The organism is Pseudomonas sp. QE6 (assembly GCF_041379005.1).
Classification (GTDB): domain Bacteria; phylum Pseudomonadota; class Gammaproteobacteria; order Pseudomonadales; family Pseudomonadaceae; genus Pseudomonas.
This window is the reverse complement of sequence record NZ_CP166873.1, coordinates 784,737-806,738: the sequence shown is the minus strand read 5'-3', so window position 1 is coordinate 806,738 and position 22,002 is coordinate 784,737. Positions and strand designations below refer to the sequence as shown.

Genomic DNA, 22,002 nt, shown 5'->3' with positions numbered 1-22,002 from the left:
CCGCCTGCCGGCGGATTGCGGATAGGATCCGCTCCTACGGAAAACCGGAATGCAGGCCTGAAAAAAGGCGGGCCCTTGCGGCGCCCGCCTTTTTCGTTGAGCGGTGGATCAGTCCTCGAGGAACTCGACCTTGCCGCTCGCCAGGGACTTCACCCGGGCCAGGGATTCCACCCGATAGCCTTCGCTTTCCAGCAGGGCGCGGCCTTCCTGGAAGGACTTCTCGATGACGATGCCCAGGCCGGCGATGCTCGCGCCCGCCTGCTGGATCAGGTCGATCAGCGCCTTGGCGGCGTGGCCGTTGGCGAGGAAGTCGTCCACCACCAGCACGTGGTCGGCAGCAGTCAGGTGCTTGGCGGAAATGGCGATGGTGCTTTCGGTCTGCTTGGTGAAGGAGAAGACCTTGGAGATCAGCAGGTCATTCTTCAGCGTCAACGACTGGAACTTGCGGGCGAAGATCACCGGAATGCCCAGCTCGAGGCCGGCCATGACCGCCGGGGCGATGCCCGAGGCCTCGATGGTGACGATCTTGGTGATGCCCTGGTTCTTGAAGCGTTCGGCGAACTCGTGGCCGATCTGCTTCATCAGCGCCGGGTCGATCTGGTGGTTGAGGAAGGCGTCTACCTTGAGGACCTGTTCGGAAAGAACGATGCCTTCGCTGCGAATTTTGTCTTTGAGAGTGTTCACGGGGGTGCTTCCGGAGCGGCTGCCGCTGATGAAGCGCGTAATTCTACAACGCCAGTGGGGTTCTGCGCGACGTTCCGACCAATGCAATTGCTGATCAGGTGGACAGTTTTTCGAGGGAGGGAGACTGCTGGCCATCGTAGGGCGTACAACCGTTCGCGGTTGTACGCCGATACACCGACCTCACCGCCAACTCCGTAGCGAATTTCGGAGTGCCGTGAGACCGGGGTCAGTCGGCGTATGACGCGGAGCGTCATACGCCCCACGGTGATCAGCGCTTGAGCATCGCCCGGATATCCGCCAGCGCGGAGTTGCCCTTGGCCACCTTGACCTCCACCGGCGCGTCTTCCTGGCCTTCCCAGACCAGGTCCTCCGGCGGCAGCTCGTCGAGGAAACGGCTGGGCGAGCAGTCGATGATCTCGCCGTACTGCTTGCGCTTGGCGGCGAAGGTCATGGCAAGGTTCTTCTTTGCCCGGGTGATGCCCACGTAGGCCAGGCGCCGCTCTTCCTCGATGGTGTCGGCCTCGATGCTGGAGCGGTGGGGAAGGATTTCTTCTTCCACGCCGAGAATGAACACGTAGGGGAACTCCAGGCCCTTGGACGCATGCAGGGTCATCATCTGCACGCCCTCGGCGCCTTCCTCCTCTTCCTGCTGGCGTTCGAGCATGTCGCGCAGTACCAGCTTGGCGATGGCCTGCTCGATGGTCATGTCGCCTTCTTCGTCGCGCTCCAGGGTGTTCTTCAGCGCGTCGATGAGGAACCAGACGTTGCCCATGCGGAAATCGGCGACCTTGTCGCTGGACGCGTTCTGCCGCAGCCAGTTCTCGTAGTCGATGTCCATCACCATGCTGCGCAGGGCGCCGATCGGGTCGTTGCCGGCGCACTGCTCGCGAACCTTGTCGATGAAGCGCTTGAAGCGCTGCAGGCGCTCGACGTAGCGGGCGTCCAGGCGTTCGGCCAGGCCCATCTCCTCGATGGCGTTGAACATCGAGGTGTTGCGCTCGGTGGCGTAGTTGCCGAGCTTCTCCAGCGTCGCGGAGCCGATTTCCCGGCGCGGCACGTTGATCACCCGGAGGAAGGCGTTGTCATCGTCCGGGTTCACCAGCAGGCGGAAGTAGGACATCAGGTCCTTCACTTCCTGGCGTCCGAAGAAGCTGGTGCCGCCCGACAGGCGATAGGGGATCTGGTGGTGTTGCAGCTTCAGTTCGATCAGCTTCGCCTGGTAGTTGCCCCGGTAGAGGATGGCGAACTCGCTGTAGGGACGCTGCGTCTTCAGGTGGATGGTGAGGATTTCCATCGCCACCCGCTCGGCCTCGGCTTCCTCGTTGCGGCAGCGGATCACCCGGATCGGGTCGCCTTCGCCCATCTCGCTCCACAGCTGCTTCTCGAACACGTGGGGGTTGTTGGCGATGAGGATGTTCGCGCACTTCAGGATGCGGCTGGTGGAGCGGTAGTTCTGCTCCAGCATCACGACCTTCAGCGACGGGAAGTCTTCCTTGAGCTGCATCAGGTTTTCCGGGCGCGCGCCGCGCCAGGCGTAGATCGACTGGTCGTCGTCGCCCACCACGGTGAAGTGCGCGCGCTGCTGCACCAGCATCTTCACCAGCAGGTACTGGCTGGCGTTGGTGTCCTGGTATTCGTCCACCAGCATGTAGCGTACGCGGTTGCGCCACTTCTCGAGGATTTCCGGGTGCTCCTGGAACAGCTTCACCGGCTGCAGGATCAGGTCGTCGAAGTCCACCGCGTTGTACGCCTTGAGCGTGCGCTGGTAATGCAGGTAGACCATGGCGGCGGTCTGTTCCTTGGGGTTTCGCGCCTTTTCCAGCGCCTCTTCCGGAAGGATCAGATCGTTTTTCCAGCCGCCGATCAGGTTCTTGATCTCGTCCAGACCGTCATCGCCGGAATACTCCTTCTGCATGATGTCGGTCATCAGCGCCTTCACATCGCTCTCGTCGAAGATCGAGAAGCCGGGCTTGTAGCCCAGGGCCGCGTGTTCCTTGCGGATGATGTTCAGGCCCAGGTTGTGGAAGGTGGAGACGGTCAGGCCCTTGCTCTCGCCCGGGCGCAGCAGGGTGCTGACACGCTCCTTCATCTCGCGGGCGGCCTTGTTGGTGAAGGTCACGGCGACGATGTACTGGGCGCGGATGCCGCACTGCTGCACGAGGTACGCGATCTTGCGGGTGATCACGCTGGTCTTGCCGGAGCCGGCGCCGGCCAGCACCAGGAGCGGGCCGCCGACGTAGTTCACGGCCTCTTGCTGCCGGGGATTGAGTCGGGACATGAAGGGCGGGGGTCTGTAGTGGAGCGGGCGCGTATTCTAGCAGGCCGTGCCGGGCGTCGGGGTGCCGCTCGGAATAGCGGCGATCTGTGACGGGATCGTACTTCCTAATTTTGGATAAATCCGTACATGTATTAGGCTTGTGTGAGCAATACTTGAAGAAAACTCTTAAGAGTTTCTCTGAAGTCTCGTTGGTGTCCGGGGAGCCGGAGGCGGCGGAGGCTTCAAAAACCGGAAGGACGGGCACAGGGACGGCGCCAGGTTTCTTCCCATCGCATGGATACGGGGGTCGCGTGGCAGCGTCGGTCGAACCAGCGCGCCTGCTCCTGCTGGCGGAAGTGCCGCAGTGGGCCAAGCTACTTCGCGGATATCTGTCCGCGTTGGGGCAGGGCTATTCCCTGATCACCGCGCCGTCCTGGCAGGCCGCCAGCAGCCTGTTCGATGCAGACCAGGTCGGCCTGGTCCTGGCCACGCCCGGCAAGCTGCCGTCCTCCCAGCAATGTCACCTGCCGATGATCCTGCTGCTCGAACGCGAGCCCGCGCAGGAGCCGGTGGGCGTTGTCGACTGGCTGGCCGCGGAAAGCCTCAACGCCGAGGTGCTGCGCCGCTGCCTGCGCTACGTGCGCGAGCGCGCCTCGCTGCAGCACACCCTGCAGAGCCTGGCCGAACAGGACCCGCTCACTGGCATCGCCAACCGCCAGGGCTTCCAGACCCTGCTCGCCGCCCGCCTGCGCGAATGCGGGGGGCACGGCCTGGCGCTGGGGCACCTGGACCTGGACAACTTCCGCCACGTCAACGACGCCCTCGGTCACCAGTCCGGTGACCGGCTGATCCTGCAGGTGGTCGAGCGCCTCAAGGCGCAACTGGACAACGGCGACCTCATCGCCCGCCTGGGCAGTGACGAATTCGCCCTCCTGCTGGATACCCGCCGCGATCCGGAGCGGGTGGAATGGGTCGCCGAACGCATCGTCGAGGTCCTTGGCGAGCCCTACCGGGTGGAGGGTGAGAGCCTGCTGCTGGGTTGCAGCCTGGGCATGGCCCACGCCCACGCCGGCGATGGCGCCGACCCGCTGATGTGGCACGCGCACATCGCCATGCAGCAGGCCAAGGCCCGCCAGGGCTGCACCTTCCATGTGTTCGACGAACGCATCAACCGTGGTGCGCGCAGCCTCACCGATCTTGAAAGCGAGCTGCGCCGCGCCTTGCGCCGCGACGAGCTGGAACTGCACTACCAGCCGCGCCTGGACCTGAAGGATGGCCGCATCGTCGGTCTGGAAGCGCTGGTGCGCTGGCGTCACCCCGAACGCGGCCTGCTGATGCCGGGGGACTTCGTGCCGCTGGCGGAGGAAAGCGGGCTGATCGTGCCGCTCGGCTACTGGGTGATCTCCCGCGCCCTGCGCGACATGCAATGGCTGCGCGGGCGCGGTCTGCCGCCGCTGCACATGGCGATCAACCTGTCGTTCCGCCAGTTCCAGGACGGCCAACTGCTGCCAACCCTGGAACGCCTGATCCGCCTGCGCGGCGTGGATGCCCGCTGGCTGGAGTTCGAACTCACCGAAACCGCCGTGATGCGTCGCAGCGACAAGGTGCTGCAGACCATGCAGGTCCTCGGCCGGCTGGGCGTGCGCTTCTCGCTGGATGACTTCGGCACCGGCTTCTCGTCCTTCGTGCACCTCAGCAGCCTGCCGATCACCCTGCTGAAGATCGACAAGAGCTTCGTCGGCGACATGCAGGAGCGCCCGGAAAACCTGCAACTGGTGCGGGCGATGATCAACCTGGCGCATAACCTCAATCTCGAGGTGGTGGCCGAAGGCGTCGAGACCGTCGAGCAGCAGGACCAGCTGAGTCAGTTCGGCTGTGACCAGGTCCAGGGCTACGGGATCAGCCGGCCGCTGCCGCTGGCGGAGCTGGCGCGCTTCCTGGTGTTCGGCGGAACCCGCGCGCTACGCCTGCAGGATTCGATCAACAGCTAGCAAGCGCCAAGGGCGGAGTCCGTCGACTGCGGTCGCAGCAGCCGGGCGGTCTTGGCTTCGAACGCCAGGCACAGGCCGATCGCCGCGCAAGCCAGCCCCGATGCCAGGCCCCACCACACGCCGCCGGGCCCCCAGCCGAGCGGGAAGGCCAGCAGCAAGGCCATCGGCACCCCGACCAGCCAGTAACCGGCCAGCCCGACCAGGAAGGTGGTGCGCGCATCCTTCAACCCCCGGATCGCGCCCATGGCGATGCTCTGGGTGCCGTCGAACAGCTCGAACCAGGCGGCGATCGCCAGCAGGCTGACGGCCAGTTGCACCACTTCCTGGTTGGCCGGGTCGTCGTGGTCGAGGAACAGGCCGATGACCAGGTCCGGGGCCAGCCAGAACAGCGCGGCGAAGGCGAACATGCAGGCGGCGCCGAAGCCGATGCCCAGCCGTCCGGCGCGGCGCGCCTCGACCAGCCGGCCGGCGCCGTAATGCTGGCCGATGCGGAAGGTCACCGCATAGGAAATCCCCACCGGCACCATGAACGCCACGTATACCGACTGGATGGCGATCTGGTGCGCGGCCAGCGCCGTGCTGCCGATGGCGCCCATGCACAGCGTGGCCACGGTGAACATCCCGGACTCCACCGCGTAAGTGCCGCCAATCGACAGGCCCAGGCGCAGGGATTCGCCGATCACCCTGAAGTCCGGTCGCGACAGCCCGCGCAGCAGCGGGTAGTCGCGGTAGGCCGGGTGCCAGCGCAGGTACAGCGCGAGGATCACCGGCAGGGCGTTCATCACCACCGCGGTGACCAGGCCGATCCCCGCCAGGCCCAGGCGCGGCAGGCCGAACAAGCCCTCGATGAAGGCATAGTTCAGGGCGAAGTTGGCCAGCGCGCCTAGCACGCTGATCGCCATCACCGGGCCGGTGCGCTCGATGGCGCTGGTGAAGCCGCGCAGCACCATGAAGATCATGTAGCCGGGCAGGGCGAAGACGATGCTGCGCAGGAAGCTCATCGTCCCGGCGACGGTTTCCGGCGCCTGGCCGAAGGTCAGCAGGATCGGCCCCAGGTTCCACAGCAATAGCCCCGCCAGCAGCGACAGCGCCAGGCCGATCCACAGGCCGGCCTGGGTCGCCTGGACTACTCCAGAAGCGTCCCGCGCGCCGTGGCGAATGGCGACCAGGTTGCCGGTGGCGGCCACCACGCCGACGCAGAAGGTCGAGATCAGCGCGTAGCTGGACGCGCCCAGGCCGCCGCTGGCCAGGGCCTCGCGGCCGAGCTTGCCCATCATCACGGTGTCGGTGAACACCATGGCCACATAGGCCAGCTGGGCGGCGATCAGCGGGCCGGCCAGGCGCAGGATGGCGGCGAGTTCGTCACGGTACGGGCGTTTCATGAGTCAGGCTCAGTCAGCGGCGGCCCGCAGTGGGGCCTTCCGAATGGAAAGTGCCTCATTCTCCGGCGTGTGTGCGGGCTGGCACAAAAGGAAAAAAACGATGCCATTCATGAGTCATACTCATGCCTGGTTGCGCCCTGGAGCCCGTGATGAACCGCCAACTGCCGCCCCTGTATGCCTTGCGCGCCTTCGAGGCCGCCGCCCGGCATGCGTCCTTCACCCGCGCCGCCGAGGAGCTGGCGATCACCCAGAGCGCCGTGAGCCGGCACATCAGGACCCTGGAAGAACACTTCGCCTGCCGCCTGTTCCAGCGCCGCGGCCGGAAGCTGGAACTGACCGAGCCGGCGCGCCTGCTGCTGCCCGGCCTGCGCGATGGCTTCGACGCGCTGGAGCGCGCCTGTTCCAGCCTGCGGGCGGAGGAGGGCGTGCTGCGCCTGAAGGCGCCTTCGACCCTGACCATGCGCTGGCTGCTGTCGCGCTTGAGCAACTTCCGCATGCGCAACAGCGATATCGAGGTGCAGTTGACCAGCGCCTGGATGGACGTGGATCAGGTGGACTTCGTCAACGAGCCCTTCGACTGCGCGGTGCTGCTCAGCGCCGGGCACTTCCCGCCGGACTGGGAAGGCACCCTGCTGTTCCCCGAATGGCTGATTCCGGTGGGCTCTCCGGCGCTGCTCGATGATGGCCCGTGGGACGCCGAGCGCCTGGCCCGTGCCGAGCTGCTGCACCCCACGCCGGACCGCCGCGACTGGCGCCGCTGGCTGCAGCGCATGGACCTGAGCGAGCTGGTCTCGCTCAAGGGCGGGCAGGTCTTCGACACCCTGGAGCTGGGCATAGTCGCGGCGGCGCGGGGCTATGGCGTATCCATCGGCGACCTGGTGATGGTCGCCGAAGACGCCAACCAGGGTCGGCTGGCGCTGCCCTGGCCGAGCGCGGTGGCCAGCGGCGAAAGCTACTATCTGGTCTGGCCGCGGGCGCGCCGGCAGCAGGAGCGCCTGCGCCGTTTGCGCGACTTCCTCCAGGCCGAAGTCCAGGCCATGCAGCTGCCGCCGGTCGAGCTGCTCGAATAGCGCTGCCGCGGCCAGACAAGTCCTGGCGCGGACACGATGTTCCAGGTCGGCTTCAGTAGTCGAGTTGAAACAGAGCTTTGCTAGCGTCATGGGTGGACTAGTCCAGGGAGGAGCCCGCAACGGGCTCTTTCCAACCCAAAAGACCACCTCGGGGGAACCCCATGAAGCCCATGCGTACTCTGCTCGCCATCCTGCTTCTCGCCAGCACCGCCGTTGCCGCCACCGCTAACGCCGCCACGGAGCTCAAGCACTGGCCGGAGCCGGCCGCGAAACAGCTCGACGCCCTGATCGCCGCCAACGCCAACAAGGGCGCCTTCGCGGTCTTCGACATGGACAACACCAGCTACCGCTACGACCTGGAAGAGTCGCTGCTGCCCTTCCTGGAAATGAAGGGCGTGCTGACCCGCGAGAAGCTCGATCCCTCGCTCAAGCTGATTCCGTTCAAGGACGTGAACGGCCACAAGGAGAGCCTCAACAGCTACTACTACCGGCTCTGCGAAATCGACGACATGGTCTGCTACCCCTGGGTCGCCCAGGTGTTCTCCGGCTTCACCCTCAAGGAGCTCAAGGGCTACGTCGACGAGCTGATGGCGTACGGCAAGCCGATTCCCAGCACCTACTACGAAGGCGATGCGGTCAAGCCCATCGAGATCAACCCACCCAAGGTCTTCACCGGCCAGACCGAGCTGTACAACAAGTTGATGGAGAACGGCATCGAGGTCTACGTGATGACCGCCGCCCACGAAGAGCTGGTGCGCATGGTCGCCTCCGATCCCAAGTACGGCTACAACGTGAAGCCGGAGAACGTCATTGGCGTCACCACCCTGCTCAAGGACCGCAAGAGCGGCGAACTGACCACCGCGCGCAAGCAGATCACCGCCGGCAAGTACGATCCCAAGGCCAACCTGGACCTTGAAGTCACCCCCTACCTGTGGACCCCGGCGACCTGGATGGCCGGCAAGCAGGCCGCGATCCTCACCTACATCGACCAGTGGAAACGCCCGATCCTGGTCGGCGGCGACACCCCCAGCAGCGATGGCTACATGCTGTTCAACGGCACCGCCGACAACGGCATCCACCTGTGGGTCAACCGCAAGCCCAAGTACATGGACCAGCTCAACGGCATGATCAAGAAGAATGCCGAGGCCCAGGCCAAGCTGGGCCAGACGGTCACCGCCGACAAGAACTGGGTGATCGTGAAGCCTGAAGATATCCAGTAACCCCCGAAACGAAGAGGCCGGCATTTGCCGGCCTCTTTCATTCAGCGCACCACGTGCAGGAAGTGCAGGTGGCGTTCGTACTGGTCGAGGATGTCGCTGATCACCCCGTCGCGGCCCCAGCCCATGATGTCGTAGTCCTGGCCGCCCTCCTTGAGGTGCACTTCGGCGCGGAAGTACTTGCGCGACTCGCTGGTGTCCTCGGTATCGCGCATGACGAAGCTGGGGGTGGTGAAGGCGCGCGGGCGGACCTCGTAGATGAAGTCGACCTCGGTGCCATGCCCGACCTCCAGCCGCACCCGGCGGTCGTCGCCCGTCGTCACGGTGGCATCGTAGCCCTGCTTGCGCAGTTCGGCCGCGACATCTTCGCAGGCCGGGCGCGCCACCTCATCGATGAAGCGGTTTACATGGCTGCGCCGCGGGAACATGGCGATGTTGCGCAGGCGGCGCTGCCAGCCCTCGCTGCTGCGGCTGCGGGCGGGGGAGAAGTTCAGCGCCTGGTGGCGGATGCCGCGCTTGGTGGCGTCCAGGTGCAGGGCCTTGAACAGCCCCCAGATCGAGGCGAGCAGGATGATCGCGAAGGGCAGCGCACTGGCGATGGTTGCCGTCTGAAGCGCTTTCAGGCCGTCGGTCAGCAACAGGGCGATGGCCACCACGCCCATCAGCACCGACCAGAAGATGCGCTGCCACAGCGGCGAGTGGTCGTGGCCGGAGGAGGCGAGCATGTCGACCACCAGCGCGCCGGAGTCGGCCGAGGTGACGAAGAACACCACCACCATCGCCACCGCGACCAGCGAGATCAGGCTGCCCAGCGGGAAGTGTTCGAGGAAGGCGAACAGCGCCAGCGAGCTGTCCTGGTTCACCACGTCCGCCAGTTGGGTGAAGCCGTCCTGGAGGATCATGTGGATCGCGCTGTCGCCGAATACGGTCATCCACAGCAGGGTGAAGCCGGCCGGGACGAAGAGCACGCCGCAGACGAACTCGCGAATGGTCCGCCCGCGCGAGATGCGTGCGATGAACAGCCCGACGAAGGGCGACCAGGACAGCCACCAGCCCCAGTAGAGCAGGGTCCAGCCACCGATCCAGTCGGTGGGCTGGTAGGCGTACAGGTTGAAGGTCTTGTTGACGATCTCCGAGAGGTAGGCCCCGGTGTTCTGCACGTAGGTCTGTAGCAGGAACACCGTGGGGCCGAGTATCAGCACGAAGAGCAGCAGGATGACCGCCAGCCCCAGGTTCAGCTCGGAGAGGATACGGATGCCGCGGTCAAGGCCGCTGGCGACCGACAGGGTGGCCAGGCCGCAGGTCACGGCGATCAGGATCACCTGCACCGTCTGGTTCACCGGCCAGCCGAACAGGAAGTGCAGGCCGCTGTTGATCTGCAGCACGCCGTAGCCCAGCGAGGTCGCCACGCCGAATACCGTGCCGATGATCGCGAAGATATCCACCGCGTGGCCGATGGGGCCGTAGATACGTTCGCCGATCAGCGGGTAGAGCGCCGAGCGCAGGGTCAGCGGCAAGCCGTGGCGGAAGCTGAAGAAGGCCAGGATCAGCGCGACGATGGCGTAGATCGCCCAGGCGTGCAGGCCCCAGTGGAAGAAGGTCAGCTTCATCGCTTCGCGTGCCGCTTCCACGGTGTGCGGCTCACCGACAGGGGGCGCGATGAAGTGCATGACGGGTTCGGCGACGCCGAAGAACATCAGGCCGATGCCCATGCCGGCGGAAAACAGCATGGCGAACCAGGTGGTGTTGCGGTAGTCGGGGCGGCTGTGGTCAGGGCCGAGCCGGATGTCGCCGTAACGGCTGACGGCGAGGAAGACCACGCTGATCAGCACCAGCGCCACGGCGAGGACATAGAACCAGCTGGCATTGCTGATGATCCATTTCTGCACCAGGCCGAACAGCGACTGGGCTTGTTCCGGCAGCAGCGTCGCGAAGGCGACGAGGGCGAGGATGAGTACGGCGGAGGTATAGAAAACCGGAGGGTTCAAGGTGCTCCGGGGGCGGGAAGGTGTCTCCATCTTGAGCTAGCTCTCCTTGTTATCGGATTGCCACCCTGAGGGCGGAAGACGAAACATCCTAGCATAAATCGATAGCTTTTTTTGATATGGATGCAGATATTCGATAGGTTTTGGGTATTTGAATGCGGGTCTCGAATGTTTTCGAGATCCTGTTCAGGTTACGCATCAGCACTGCCGTCCTTACTCAGGACCAGCATGAAGGCAGCGGCAATTCCTTGCTCGGAATGAGGGATCTCAGTCGGTGCCCTTGAGCCGGCCCAGCCCATATTCCAGGCTGGCGGCGGAAAGTTCGCCCATCTGGCTGTGCCTCAGTCGCCCCTGGGCGTCATAGAACAGCGTGGTGGGCATGCCATAGGCGCCCGTGGCCTGGCCCAGACGGTTGCCGCTGTCGAGCAGCACCGCCGCATCGCTCAGGCCCTGGTCGCGGAGGAAGCGTTGTACGGCCTCGGCAGATTCGCCCTGGTTGACCAGCAGGAAGCGCACGTCGCGGCGTTGTTGCTGCGCGGCGTCCAGCACCGGCATTTCGCGCCGGCAGGGCGGGCACCAGCTGGCCCAGAGGTTGACCACCAGTGGCCGGCCATCCAGGGCGCGCAGGTCGACCGGCTGGCCACGCAGGTCCAGCACCGTCAGCGCCGGAATCTGCTGGCTGCGGTCCAGCGCCGAAACCACGGCATTGCCGCCGCCCCAGATGCAGGCACCCACCAGCGCGGCCGCCGCCAGCGGCCGGCGCAGTGCGGCCTTGCGCCAGGCCAGCAGCCCGCCGATCACCACCGCCGCGAGGAGGCCCGGCAGGGCGAGGAAGCCGCCGTCGCGGATATCCACGATGCCCAGCGGCGTGGCGGCGTACTGCTCGGCGTAGCGCGCGACGAAGGCCAGCCGCGCCACCAGCAGGCCGCCGACGAGCATGCAGAACAGCGCGCCCTCGGGGTTGGCGCCGCGTTTGCGCCCGGCCAGCCAGCCGGCGAAGAGCGCGGCGAAGAAGCCAAGGTAGAGCAGCACGTGGGGCAGGGGAATGGCCAGGGAGCCGAGGGTGAGACTGGTCAACGCGAGCGCCTTGAATCGAGAGTGCCTTGCGGAAAGGCGGAAGGTACAGCAGCCCGGCGCCGCACGGCAGCGCCAGGCTGTGGATAAATGTTTCCCGTCAGGCCGGCAGCAGTTCCTCGTCCTGCGCGCGGCGCTCGGCGGTCAGCCGCGTGGCGCAGGCGCCGACCTTGCGCACGGCGTCCTCGATCCGCGCCAGGTCGCGGCTGGAGTAGTTCATCCGGATGCAATTGCGGTACTTGCCCGAGGCGGAAAAGATGTTGCCCGCCGCCACCTGCACGCTGTCGCGGCGCAGTTCCTGGTTGAGCCGCACGCTGTCGAACTGCTCGTCCATCTCCACCCAGAGCATGAAGCCGCCACGCGGCCGGCTGGCCAGGGTGCCTTCGGGGAAATAGCGGCCGATCCATTCGGTCATCAGGTCGCGGTGACGCTGGTACTGCGCGCGCATGCGGCGGATGTGCGGCTCGTAGTGGCCGCCGCCGACGAACTCGGCCAGGGCCATCTGCGGCTGCGGCGCGCAGGTGCCGCTGGCGATGTACTTGAAGTGCAGGATGCGATCCAGGTAGCGCCCCGGCACCACCCAGCCGGTGCGCAGGCCCGGCGCCACGGTCTTGGAGAAGGAGCTGGCCAGCAGCACACGATCGTCGGCGTCGAAGGACTTGATGCTGCGCGGCCGCGGGAAGGCATAGGCCAGCTCGCCATAGACGTCGTCTTCCAGGATCGGCACGTCATAGCGCGCCGCCAGGCACAGCAGGGCGCGCTTGCGCGCGTCGGGCATGATGTAGCCCAGCGGGTTGTTGCAGTTGGGGGTGAGCAGGATCAGCTTCACCGGCCACTGCTCCATGGCCAGCTCCAGCGCCTCCAGGCTGACGCCATTGATCGGGTCGGTGGGGATTTCCAGTGCCTTGAGCCCATAGGCCTTCAGTGCCTGCATGGCGCCATGGAAGCTCGGCGAATCGATGGCGACGATGTCCCCCGGCTGGCAGATGGCGCGCAGGGTGATCGCCAGCGCCTCCTGGCAACCGGTGGTGACGACGATCTCGCTGGGCGGTACCTGGCTGCCGGAGTCGAGCATCAGCCGGGCGATCTGCTCGCGCAGCGCCAGCGAGCCCTGGATGCCTTCGTAGCCGAGGCTGTGCATGTCGGTGCGCCGGGCGGCATGCACCATGGCGCGCTGCAGCGGCTTGAGCGAAGGGCTGGTGACATCCGGCGTACCGCGTCCGAGCTGGACGAAGTCGCTGCCCGGCGCGCGCCGCACCTGTTCCAGCACCTGATCCCACTGCGACACCTCCACCGGCCGTTGCGCCGGCCGGGTCATCGCCGGCAGCGGCGGCAGGTGGCGGCGTTCGGGCACGAAGTAGCCGGATTTCGGCCGTGGCTCCACCAGCCCGGAGTCCTCCAGCACGCGGTAGGCCTGTTGCACCGTGCTGATGCTGACGCCGTGTTCTTCGCTCAGCGCGCGCACCGAGGGCAGGCGGTCGCCGGGGCGGTACAGCCCCTGCTCGATGCGTTCGCCGAGGGTGGCGGCGAGCTGTGCATAGCGCTTCATGACAGATCTCCAAAACCGGTCGTGGCTGGTGTAAAGCAGTACAGATCGAACAAAAATACGCCATTCAGAGGCTTTTCTCGCCTTTCTGTATTGAGAAAATTCAGAATGGTTGAATCTGTAATGCTTTTTGCCGATTCGTCAGGCTAATCCCACATCCGGTGAACCCGAACGTGGAGGAACGACGACATGACCGGCATGAGCGACGTACGCCTGACCCTGTACCAGCAGGAACTGCTGGGCCTTCCAGACGCCCGTGTGATGCCCGGCGGCCAGCAGGAAAGCCGTTGGCAGCAGTTCTGGCGCCGGCTGCGCACCCGCAAGCAGCTGCTGGAACTCAGCGACGAGCAACTGCGCGATATCGGCATCAGCCGCGAACAGGCGCGGCTGGAGGCGATGCGGCCGTTCTGGCGCTGCTAGTGACCGGCGCGGTACTGCAGCGCTTCGGCCAGATGCGCCCGGCCGATGGTCTCCGCCTGCTGCAGGTCGGCTAGGGTGCGGGCCACCTTGAGAATCCGGTGCAGGGCACGCAACGACAGGTTCAGGCGCTCGCCGGCCTTTTCCAGCCAGACCTGGTCCTCGGCGCCCAGCGCACAGAATTGGTGCATCTTCTTCAGGTCGAGGAAGGCGTTCGCGCAGCCCTGCCGGTCCAGCTGGCGCTGGCGCGCGGCGGCGACCTGCGCGGCCAGTTCGGCGCTGCCGGTGCTGGGGCCGCTGGGCGCCAGGCTGGTGCTTTCGCGGCTGACTGTCAGGTGCAGGTCGATGCGGTCCAGTAGCGGCCCGGACAGCTTGGCGCGGTAGCGCTGGATCTGCTCCGGCGTGCAGCGGCAGCGGCCGCTGGGGTCGCCGAGATAGCCACAGGGGCAGGGGTTCATCGCCGCCACCAGCTGGAAACGCGCCGGAAAGCGCACCCGGCCGCTGGCGCGGGCGATGACGATTTCGCCGCCTTCCAGGGGTTCGCGCAGCACCTCAAGTACCTTCCTGTCGAACTCTGGCAGTTCATCGAGGAACAGCACGCCTTCGTGGGCCAGGGTGATTTCGCCCGGCTGCGGGCGGCTGCCGCCACCGACCAGCGCTGGCGCTGACGCCGTATGGTGCGGTTGGCGGAAGGGACGCTGCGGCCAGTGGGTCAAAGGTCCGCGCCCGGCCACGGAATGGATCGCCGCCACCTGCAAGGCTTCGTCTTCATCCAGCGGCGGCATCAGGCCGGGCAGGCGGCTGGCCAGCAGCGTCTTGCCGGTGCCGGGCGGGCCGCTGAACAAGAGGTTGTGCGCGCCGGCAGCGGCCACCAGCAGGGCGCGCTTGGCGGCGGTCTGGCCCTGTACGTCGGCGAGATCGGGGTAGGGCGGCGTGCTGCGCAGCAGGCCGTTCGCCTCGTAGGGCCGCAGGCGTTCCTGGCCGCTGAAGTGCGCGGCCAGTTCCAGCAGATGGCCGACGGCGTAGACCGTCAGCCCGCTGGCGAGGCTGGCTTCCTCGGCATTCTCCCTCGGTACCACCAGCGACCGCCCGGCGGCACGGGCGGCCAGGGCGGCGGGCAACACGCCCGGCACCGGGCGCAGGGTGCCGGAGAGCGCCAGTTCGCCCAGGCATTCCAGGTCATCCAGGCCACCGGCATCGGCGAGCTGCCCGCTGGCGGCGAGGATGCCCAGGGCGATGGCCAGGTCGAAGCGCCCGCCGTCCTTGGGTAGATCAGCCGGGGCGAGATTCAGAGTGATGCGGCGAGCGGGGAAGTCGAAGCCGGCGTTGAGCAGGGCGCTGCGCACGCGGTCCTTGCTCTCTTTCACCGCGCCTTCGGGCAGGCCGACCAGGGTCAGCGACGGCAGGCCGTTGGCCAGGTGCGCCTCGACGGTGACGCCGGGCGCTTCGACGCCGACCTGGGCGCGGCTGTGGACGATGGCGAGGGACATGGATCACTCCTTGATCACATGCCGCCCCGCCGGAGGGGCTTATTCGGCGTGTTCGGCCGGGGCCTCGGCGGGCGGCGAGAGCTTGGCTTCCATTTCCGCGACCTTGGCTTCCAGTGCTTCGAGGCGGGCGCGGGTGCGGGCGAGTACCACCATCTGGCTGTCGAACTCGTCACGGCTGACCAGGTCGAGCTTGCTGAAGGCGCTCTGCATCAGAACCTTGAACTGGGCTTCCAGCTCGGCCTTCGGCAGGGGCGATTCGCCACCGAACAGGCGTCCGGCTTGTTGGCTGATGGCATCGAGGAAGGCTTTGGGCGGCAGCATGGTTCATGGGTTCCGGATTGAATCAGAGCGCAGTCTATCACGCAGCCAGCACTGGCAGCGGGGCGGGGGATTGCACGCTTTTTGAGCAGTATGCCCGCTGCGCGTGCGCGCTTTCGGTGCGCCCGATGGCCACTGGCGATTGGCCAGAAGCTGCGGATTTCCAGCAAGTGGCTGAAAGCATGGGCATTTCACCGAACTGGCAAGGTTCATGCTTTGGGGCATGCATGGCGTGCACCGATGCAGTTCCGGTGCGGCAGGCGAGGCGGTGGATTGCTTCGACAAAGGCAGTCGGAGTGCTGAGGTAGGGCGGCCGGCGCATTACAAAAGCCAGACACTGCGCTTAGACTTGTCCCCGGGTTCGTTCTTCCTGGGGCGGGTCCACCAAAACACGGGAGAGAGTTACATGAAGCTAGTCACAGCCATCATCAAGCCGTTCAAGCTGGACGACGTTCGTGAGTCGCTGTCCGAGATCGGCGTGCAGGGCATCACTGTGACCGAAGTCAAGGGCTTCGGCCGGCAGAAGGGCCACACCGAGCTGTACCGTGGCGCGGAATACGTCGTCGACTTCCTGCCCAAGGTGAAGATCGACGTCGCCATCGCCGATGACCAACTGGATCGTGTTATCGAAGCCATCACCAAGGCCGCCAACACCGGGAAGATCGGTGACGGCAAGATCTTTGTCGTAAATCTGGAACAGGCCATTCGTATCCGTACCGGCGAAACCGGCACCGACGCGATCTAAGCCAAGCCCACACCGAACCCCACGCCCCAGGAGAAACAACAATGACTCTGCGCAAATACGCAGGGCTAGGCGCCCTATTGCCTCTCGCAATGCCCGGTCTGGCCCTGGCTGACGAGGCCGCGGCCCCCGTCCTGAACAGCGGTGACACCGCCTGGATGCTGATTTCCAGCGCGCTGGTGCTGCTGATGACCATCCCCGGTCTGGCCCTGTTCTACGGCGGCATGGTGCGCGCCAAGAACGTCCTGTCGATCATGATGCAGTGCTTCGCGATCACCGCGCTGATTAGCATCCTCTGGGTCGTCTACGGCTACAGCCTGGCCTTCGACACCGTCGGCATGGAAAAGGGCGTGGTCAACTTCGCCTCCTTCGTCGGTGGTCTGGACAAGGCCTTCCTCAGCGGCCTGACCAATACCGGTCTGACGTCCGCCGCCGCGCTGTTCCCCGAAAGCGTGTTCGTGATGTTCCAGATGACCTTCGCGATCATCACCCCGGCGCTGATCGTCGGTGCCTTCGCCGAGCGCATGAAGTTCTCCGCCCTGCTGATCTTCACCGCGCTTTGGTTCACCCTGGTCTACGCGCCGATCGCCCACATGGTGTGGAGCGGTGACGGCGGTCTGCTGTGGGACTGGGGCGTGCTGGACTTCGCCGGTGGCACCGTGGTGCACATCAACGCCGGTGTCGCGGGCCTGGTCGCCGCCCTGGTGATGGGCAAGCGCAAGGGCTACCCGAATGCCGCCATGGCACCGCACAACCTGGGCTACACCCTGGTCGGCGCGGCGCTGCTGTGGGTGGGCTGGTTCGGCTTCAACGCCGGTTCCGCCGCTGCCGCCAACGGCACTGCCGGCATGGCCATGCTGGTCACCCAGATCGCCACCGCCGCCGCTGCCCTGGGCTGGATGTTCGCCGAGTGGATCACCCACGGTAAGCCGAGCGCCCTGGGCATCGCCTCCGGCGTGGTTGCCGGCCTGGTCGCCGTTACCCCGGCCGCCGGTACCTGCGGCCCGATGGGCGCCATCGTGATCGGCCTGGCTGCCGGCGTGATCTGCTTCTTCGCCGCCACCAGCCTCAAGCGCGCCATCGGCTACGACGATTCCCTGGACGCCTTCGGCGTGCATGCGGTCGGCGGCATCGTCGGCGCCCTGCTCACCGGTGTGTTCGCCGCGCCGGCCCTGGGCGGCTTCGGCACCGTGACCGACATCGGCGCCCAGCTGTTCACCCAGTTCAAGGGTGTGGCTTTCACCATCGTCTACACCGCGATCGTCAGCTTCGTGATCCTCAAGGTGCTGGACCTGGTCATGGGCCTGCGCGTCACCGAGGAAGAGGAAACCATGGGTCTGGACCTCTCCCTGCACAACGAGCGCGGCTACAACCTGTAAGGCTTCGCGCAAGTTCGACGAAGGGCGCCCACGGGCGCCCTTTGTTTTTTTGAGCATCACGCTAGAATGCGCGCGCATCACCGTTCCCGACGGAGGAGAGCCCGCCATGTGGCAGCAGAAATCCATCACCCTGCGCCCTCGTTCGCGAGGTTTCCACCTGGTCACCGACGAGGTCCTGGACGCGCTGCCGGAGCTTGCGAAGTGCCGCATCGGCCTGTTGCACCTGCTGTTGCAGCACACCTCGGCGTCACTGACGGTGAACGAAAATGCCGACCCCTCGGTGCGCCGCGACTTCGAGCGATTCTTCAATCGCCTGGTGCCGCAGGGCGAGGGCGGTTACGAACATGACTACGAAGGCCCGGACGATCTGCCGGCGCACTTCAAGGCCAGCCTGCTGGGCTGCCAGCTGACCCTGCCGATACAGGATGGCCACTTGGCAATGGGCACCTGGCAAGGTATCTATCTCGGCGAGCACCGTGACCACGGGGGCCCGCGCAGGATACTGGCGACCTGGCAGGGCGAGTTTGTGTGAATTTTTTCCAGCTGCGTTCGTCAAAGCGCGCAGCTGGGCTATAACTAACGTGCTTTGCAGCACCACAGAGGTTGAACGATGAGCGACGAAGAACTGGAACAGGACGAGCTGGACGGCGCCGATGAGGACGATGGCGAGGAACTCGCCGCGGCTGACGATGGTGAAGCCGAAGGCAGCGATGGGGATGAAGCCCCTTCTTCTTCCGGTGGCGGCAAGAAAGCCAAGGCCGCGGTAGAGGAAGAGGAACTGCCCTCGGTCGAAGCCAAGCAGAAGGAACGCGATGCCCTGGCCAAGGCGATGGAGGAATTCCTCAATCGCGGTGGCAAGGTGCAGGAGATCGAACCCAATGTGGTCGCCGATCCGCCCAAGAAGCCGGATAGCAAATACGGCAGCCGCCCTATCTGATATCTGACGCGACATGAAAAAGCCCCGCCAGTCCCGAGAGGGAGTGGCGGGGCTTTTTCATGGCCGTCTGTTGAGTGTATTGCCGTCCCCTGGCCCGAGCACCTAGCCCAACCAGTTGGGTAGCTGCCCTTGTAGGAGCGAGCTTGCTTGCGAACCGCCCAACAACAATGTGAGCGGGAAATCCTGTTCGCGAGCAAGCTCGCTCCTACGAAGAGCCAAAGCCTCAGAGCTTCGCCAGAACTCCCGGTAGCTCGGAAAGGTTGTGGATGATCGCGCTGGGCTCCTCCTCGCCGTCCCAGACCTTGCGAGCCGGGTTGAACCAGATCGCCTTCATGCCCGCGCGCCGCGCCCCGGCGATGTCGTCGCTGGGATGATCGCCGATGTGCACCGCCTGTTCCGCCGCCACGCCACCGCGCTTGAGCGCTTCCTGGAACGGATGCGGGTCCGGCTTGCCGACGCCCAGCTCCTCCGCGCACAGGGCGAACTGGAAGTAGTCGGCCAGGCCCAGGCGGCGCACGTCGGCATTGCCGTTGGTGAGCACGCCGAGGATGAACTGGTTGGCCAGCCGCTCCAGGGTCGGATGCACCTCGGGGAACAGCGCCACCTGGTGCCGCGCGTGGAGGAAGGTCTGGAAGCCGGCTTCGGCCAGGTCACCGGCCTCGGCCTGTGGATAACCGGCGTCGATCAGCGCGTGGAACAGGATGCGCCGGCGCAGTTCGCTCAGGCGGTGCCTGAGCATCGGGTCCTCGCCCAGCAGGCGCGAGCGGATCGCCCACAGGTGCTCGATGGGCACCGGGCCCAGTTGTGCGGCGTTCACCGCCAGCCATTCGCGCAGGGTGGCTTCCGCGCTGTTCATCACCGGGGCGACGTCCCACAGCGTGTCATCGAGGTCGAAGGTGACCAGACGGATACTCATTCTTCAGCTCCCGGCTCGCCATCGTGCTTGCGGCGCGCCCGCGGGTGCGCCTGGTCGTAGACCGTGGCGAGGTGTTGGAAATCCAGGTGGGTGTAGATCTGCGTGGTGGCGATGTCGGCGTGGCCGAGCAGCTCCTGTACGGCACGCAGGTCCTGGGACGACTCCAGCATATGGCTGGCGAAGGAGTGCCGCAGCATGTGCGGATGCAGGTGCTGGCCCAGCTCGCGTACGCCGGCTTCGCGCACCCGCAGCTGGATGGCGCGCGGGGTCAGGCGCTTGCCGCTGCGGCCGATGAACACCGCGTTGTCCTGTGGCGAGGCCAGCGCCCGCAACGGCAGCCAGGCTTCGATGGCCTGCCGTGCGGCGCGGCCCACGGGCAGTTCGCGCACCTTGTTGCCCTTGCCGTGCACGCGTACCAGGCCTTCCTTGAGGTCGAGCCATTCGAGGTCCAGGCCGACCAGTTCGGACAGGCGCAGGCCGGAGGAATAGAACAGCTCCAGCACGGCCTGGTCGCGGCGGGCGATGAAGTCGTCCTCCACACCACCGTCGAGCAGTTGTGCAGTGCGGTCGGTGTCGAGGGTGCGTGGCAGCTTGCGCGCGCCCTTGGGCGCGGACAGGCCGTCGGCGGGGTTGTGCCGGCAGCGGCCTTCACGAATCAGGTACTGGAACAGCCCGCGGGTAGCCGACAGCAGGCGCGCCAGGCTGCGGCTGGCGAGGCCCTGCTGGTGCAGGCGGGCGACGAACAGGCGCAGGTCGCGGACCTGCAGCGCCGGCCAGTCGCCGATGGCGGCCTTCTCGCAGAGCGAGGCCAGGCGCTTCAGGTCGCGGCGGTAACCGTCGAGCGTATGGGAGGACACCTGGCGCTCGCTGCGCAGGTGTTCCAGGTAGGCATCGATGCCAGCGTCAAGCGTCAAGCGACAAGCTCCAAGTGAAAAGCGCCGTTCCCACCACCGTACTGCGACCGCTTACGGCTTGCAGCTTATAGCTTGCAGCTTCGCGCTAGCGCACCGACCGCAGCGGCGTGGAAAAGCGCGGCAGGGTGCGCGCGAGGACTTCGGCGACGTAGCCGAGGAACAGGGTGCCCAGCGAGCTCTTGTAGTGCTGCGGATCGGGGCTGCCGATCGCCAGCACGCCGTGCAGGCCCTGGAAGGTCAGCGGCACCACGGCGGCGGAGCCGACCTGCTCGCGTTCGTCTTCGCAGAACAGGAAGGCCAGCTCGTGGGGGCGCAGCACGCCGCAGACGGTCTTGCCGCCCGACAGCAGGCCGCCGATGGCCTGGTGCGCCTCGGCGCTGCTCACCGAACGGCCCACCGGCAGGTTGTTGTCGCTGAACAGGATCAGGCTGACGTAGGGCACCTGGAATTCGTGGCGCAGGCTGTCTTCCACGGTGCTGACGATGTCTTCCAGGCTGGTAGCGTCGAGCAGGTCGAGCACCAGGCGGCGGGTCTTGTCGAACAGCCGGTCGTTGTCGCGGGCCACGTCCATCAGCTGCGACAGGCGATGACGCATCTCGATGTTGCGTTCGCGCAGCAGGCGTACCTGGCGTTCCACCAGCGACACGGCATCGCCCGGCTGGTGCGGAATGCGCATCTCCGGGATCAGCTCGTCATGGTCGACGAAGAATTCCGGGTGCCGACGAAGATAGTCGGCGACCTGGTCGGCTTCGAGGGTAACGGTGGGTTCCTGCGGAGTATCGGTCATAAGCGTCCCGGTTTATTGCCTGCGCCTGATCATGCGGCGTTGGAAACAGGCCTTATAGACGTACCTGGCCTTCGAACACCCGCACCGCGGGCCCGGTCATCATAACGGGCTGACCCGGTCCTGCCCACTCGATGGACAACCGTCCGCCGGGAAGCTCGATCTGTACCGGCGATTGCAGCCAGCCCTGGCGGATGCCGGCGACCGCGGCGGCGCAGGCGCCGGTGCCGCAGGCGAGGGTCTCGCCGACGCCGCGCTCCCAGACGCGCAGGCGCGCCTGGTGCGGATCGACCACCTGCAGGAAGCCGATGTTGGCCTTCTGCGGGAAGCTTTCATGGATTTCGAGTTTCGGCCCCAGCGTGCGCACCGGGGCGCTGTCCACGTCATCCACGCGCAGCACGCCGTGCGGGTTGCCCATGGAAATCGCCGCCAGCTGGTAACTCTGGCCGTCCACTTCGACGCCGTAGCTCAGCGCCTCGGCGTCGGCCTGGAACGGCACCTGCTCGGGCGCCAGGCGCGGCGCGCCCATGTTCACGGTGACCTGGCCATCGTTGGTGATGGTCAGTTCGATCATCCCGCCCTTGGTTTCCACGCGGATGGTCTTTTTCACCGTCAGGCGCTTGTCGACCACGAAGCGGGCGAAGCAGCGCGCGCCGTTGCCGCATTGTTCGACCTCGGTGCCGTCGCAGTTGAAGATGCGGTAGCGGAAATCCGCTTCCGGCGTGCTCGGCGGCTCGACGATCAGCAGTTGATCGAAACCGACCCCGAAATTGCGGTCGCCCCACTGTTTCACGTGGCGCGGTTGCACATGGGCGTGCTGGCTGACCAGGTCCAGGACCATGAAGTCATTGCCCAGCCCATGCATCTTGGTAAAGCGCAGAAGCATCGTCGTCTCGGCC

20 protein-coding genes are annotated in these 22,002 nt (G+C 66.0%); 8 read left to right on the top strand and 12 right to left on the bottom strand.

What is annotated here, in order from left to right; all coding sequences use genetic code 11:
* Positions 1-108 precede the first annotated feature (108 nt).
* Both ACAW63_RS03605 and rep read right to left on the bottom strand, forming a co-directional pair.
* Positions 109-684: a xanthine phosphoribosyltransferase gene (locus ACAW63_RS03605; protein ID WP_275609250.1), complete on the bottom strand. Its 576-nt coding sequence runs from the start codon at positions 682-684 to the stop codon at positions 109-111.
* A 268-nt stretch (positions 685-952) separates the two neighbouring features.
* Positions 953-2,962 carry a DNA helicase Rep gene (rep, locus tag ACAW63_RS03600; protein ID WP_371231748.1) on the bottom strand — a complete coding sequence of 670 codons (2,010 nt, stop codon included), beginning with the start codon at positions 2,960-2,962 and terminating at the stop codon, positions 953-955.
* 290 nt (positions 2,963-3,252) lie between these two features.
* On the opposite strand from rep, the gene ACAW63_RS03595 reads away from it, so the two are divergent.
* The gene (locus ACAW63_RS03595) at positions 3,253-4,932 is read left to right on the top strand and encodes a putative bifunctional diguanylate cyclase/phosphodiesterase (RefSeq protein ID WP_371231746.1); all 1,680 of its coding nucleotides are present in this window, start codon (positions 3,253-3,255) and stop codon (positions 4,930-4,932) included.
* On the opposite strand, the gene ACAW63_RS03590 is transcribed toward ACAW63_RS03595, so the two are convergent.
* Positions 4,929-6,314, bottom strand: coding sequence for a NorM family multidrug efflux MATE transporter (locus ACAW63_RS03590; RefSeq protein WP_371231744.1), 1,386 nt, complete (start codon positions 6,312-6,314; stop codon positions 4,929-4,931). The two genes, ACAW63_RS03595 and ACAW63_RS03590, sit on opposite strands and share 4 nt — an antisense overlap.
* Positions 6,315-6,463: 149 nt before the next feature.
* On the opposite strand from ACAW63_RS03590, the gene ACAW63_RS03585 reads away from it, so the two are divergent.
* A complete protein-coding gene (locus ACAW63_RS03585) occupies positions 6,464-7,384 on the top strand; it encodes a LysR substrate-binding domain-containing protein (protein ID WP_371231743.1) in 921 nt (306 codons plus the stop codon).
* Between the two features lie 170 nt (positions 7,385-7,554).
* On the top strand, positions 7,555-8,604 hold the full coding sequence (locus tag ACAW63_RS03580; protein WP_371231741.1) for a haloacid dehalogenase-like hydrolase: 1,050 nt from the start codon (positions 7,555-7,557) through the stop codon (positions 8,602-8,604).
* A gap of 41 nt (positions 8,605-8,645) precedes the next feature.
* Here the strand turns inward: ACAW63_RS03580 and betT are convergent, their stop codons facing one another.
* From betT to ACAW63_RS03565, 3 genes are all read right to left on the bottom strand, one after another.
* Positions 8,646-10,619: a choline BCCT transporter BetT gene (gene betT / locus ACAW63_RS03575; protein WP_371231739.1), complete on the bottom strand. Its 1,974-nt coding sequence runs from the start codon at positions 10,617-10,619 to the stop codon at positions 8,646-8,648.
* A gap of 234 nt (positions 10,620-10,853) precedes the next feature.
* Complete coding sequence (locus ACAW63_RS03570) at positions 10,854-11,663, bottom strand: redoxin family protein (protein WP_371231738.1); 810 nt, start codon at positions 11,661-11,663, stop codon at positions 10,854-10,856.
* Between the two features lie 97 nt (positions 11,664-11,760).
* Entirely contained in the window at positions 11,761-13,209 is a 1,449-nt protein-coding gene (locus tag ACAW63_RS03565; protein WP_371231736.1) for a PLP-dependent aminotransferase family protein, read from the bottom strand.
* A gap of 186 nt (positions 13,210-13,395) precedes the next feature.
* Here ACAW63_RS03565 and ACAW63_RS03560 point away from each other — a divergent pair, with 186 nt between their 5' ends.
* Positions 13,396-13,626: a DUF1127 domain-containing protein gene (locus ACAW63_RS03560; RefSeq protein ID WP_371231735.1), complete on the top strand. Its 231-nt coding sequence runs from the start codon at positions 13,396-13,398 to the stop codon at positions 13,624-13,626.
* Here ACAW63_RS03560 and ACAW63_RS03555 read toward each other — a convergent pair.
* Together ACAW63_RS03555 and ACAW63_RS03550 are read right to left on the bottom strand one after the other, a co-directional pair.
* Positions 13,623-15,113: a YifB family Mg chelatase-like AAA ATPase gene (locus ACAW63_RS03555; RefSeq protein WP_371231734.1), complete on the bottom strand. Its 1,491-nt coding sequence runs from the start codon at positions 15,111-15,113 to the stop codon at positions 13,623-13,625. The genes ACAW63_RS03560 and ACAW63_RS03555 overlap by 4 nt on opposite strands.
* Positions 15,114-15,152: 39 nt before the next feature.
* The gene (locus ACAW63_RS03550) at positions 15,153-15,434 is read right to left on the bottom strand and encodes an accessory factor UbiK family protein (RefSeq protein ID WP_275609239.1); all 282 of its coding nucleotides are present in this window, start codon (positions 15,432-15,434) and stop codon (positions 15,153-15,155) included.
* A gap of 403 nt (positions 15,435-15,837) precedes the next feature.
* Between ACAW63_RS03550 and glnK the strand changes: the two genes are divergently transcribed.
* From glnK to sutA, 4 genes are all read left to right on the top strand, one after another.
* Entirely contained in the window at positions 15,838-16,176 is a 339-nt protein-coding gene (gene glnK / locus ACAW63_RS03545; protein ID WP_003457590.1) for a P-II family nitrogen regulator, read from the top strand.
* A gap of 41 nt (positions 16,177-16,217) precedes the next feature.
* Entirely contained in the window at positions 16,218-17,552 is a 1,335-nt protein-coding gene (locus tag ACAW63_RS03540) for an ammonium transporter (RefSeq protein WP_371231732.1), read from the top strand.
* Between the two features lie 106 nt (positions 17,553-17,658).
* Positions 17,659-18,084: a secondary thiamine-phosphate synthase enzyme YjbQ gene (locus tag ACAW63_RS03535; protein ID WP_371231731.1), complete on the top strand. Its 426-nt coding sequence runs from the start codon at positions 17,659-17,661 to the stop codon at positions 18,082-18,084.
* Positions 18,085-18,162: 78 nt separating this feature from the next.
* Complete coding sequence (gene sutA, locus ACAW63_RS03530; protein WP_207886733.1) at positions 18,163-18,489, top strand: transcriptional regulator SutA; 327 nt, start codon at positions 18,163-18,165, stop codon at positions 18,487-18,489.
* Between the two features lie 223 nt (positions 18,490-18,712).
* Here sutA and ACAW63_RS03525 read toward each other — a convergent pair whose 3' ends face one another.
* From ACAW63_RS03525 to dapF, 4 genes are all read right to left on the bottom strand, one after another.
* Positions 18,713-19,405 carry an HAD family hydrolase gene (locus ACAW63_RS03525; RefSeq protein ID WP_371231729.1) on the bottom strand — a complete coding sequence of 231 codons (693 nt, stop codon included), beginning with the start codon at positions 19,403-19,405 and terminating at the stop codon, positions 18,713-18,715.
* Positions 19,402-20,319, bottom strand: coding sequence for a tyrosine recombinase XerC (xerC, locus tag ACAW63_RS03520; RefSeq protein WP_371231727.1), 918 nt, complete (start codon positions 20,317-20,319; stop codon positions 19,402-19,404). Before xerC ends, ACAW63_RS03525 begins: the two co-directional genes overlap by 4 nt.
* An 85-nt stretch (positions 20,320-20,404) precedes the next feature.
* The gene (locus tag ACAW63_RS03515) at positions 20,405-21,106 is read right to left on the bottom strand and encodes a DUF484 family protein (RefSeq protein ID WP_275609233.1); all 702 of its coding nucleotides are present in this window, start codon (positions 21,104-21,106) and stop codon (positions 20,405-20,407) included.
* A gap of 52 nt (positions 21,107-21,158) precedes the next feature.
* The gene (dapF, locus tag ACAW63_RS03510) at positions 21,159-21,989 is read right to left on the bottom strand and encodes a diaminopimelate epimerase (RefSeq protein WP_343578103.1); all 831 of its coding nucleotides are present in this window, start codon (positions 21,987-21,989) and stop codon (positions 21,159-21,161) included.
* Positions 21,990-22,002: the final 13 nt, after the last annotated feature.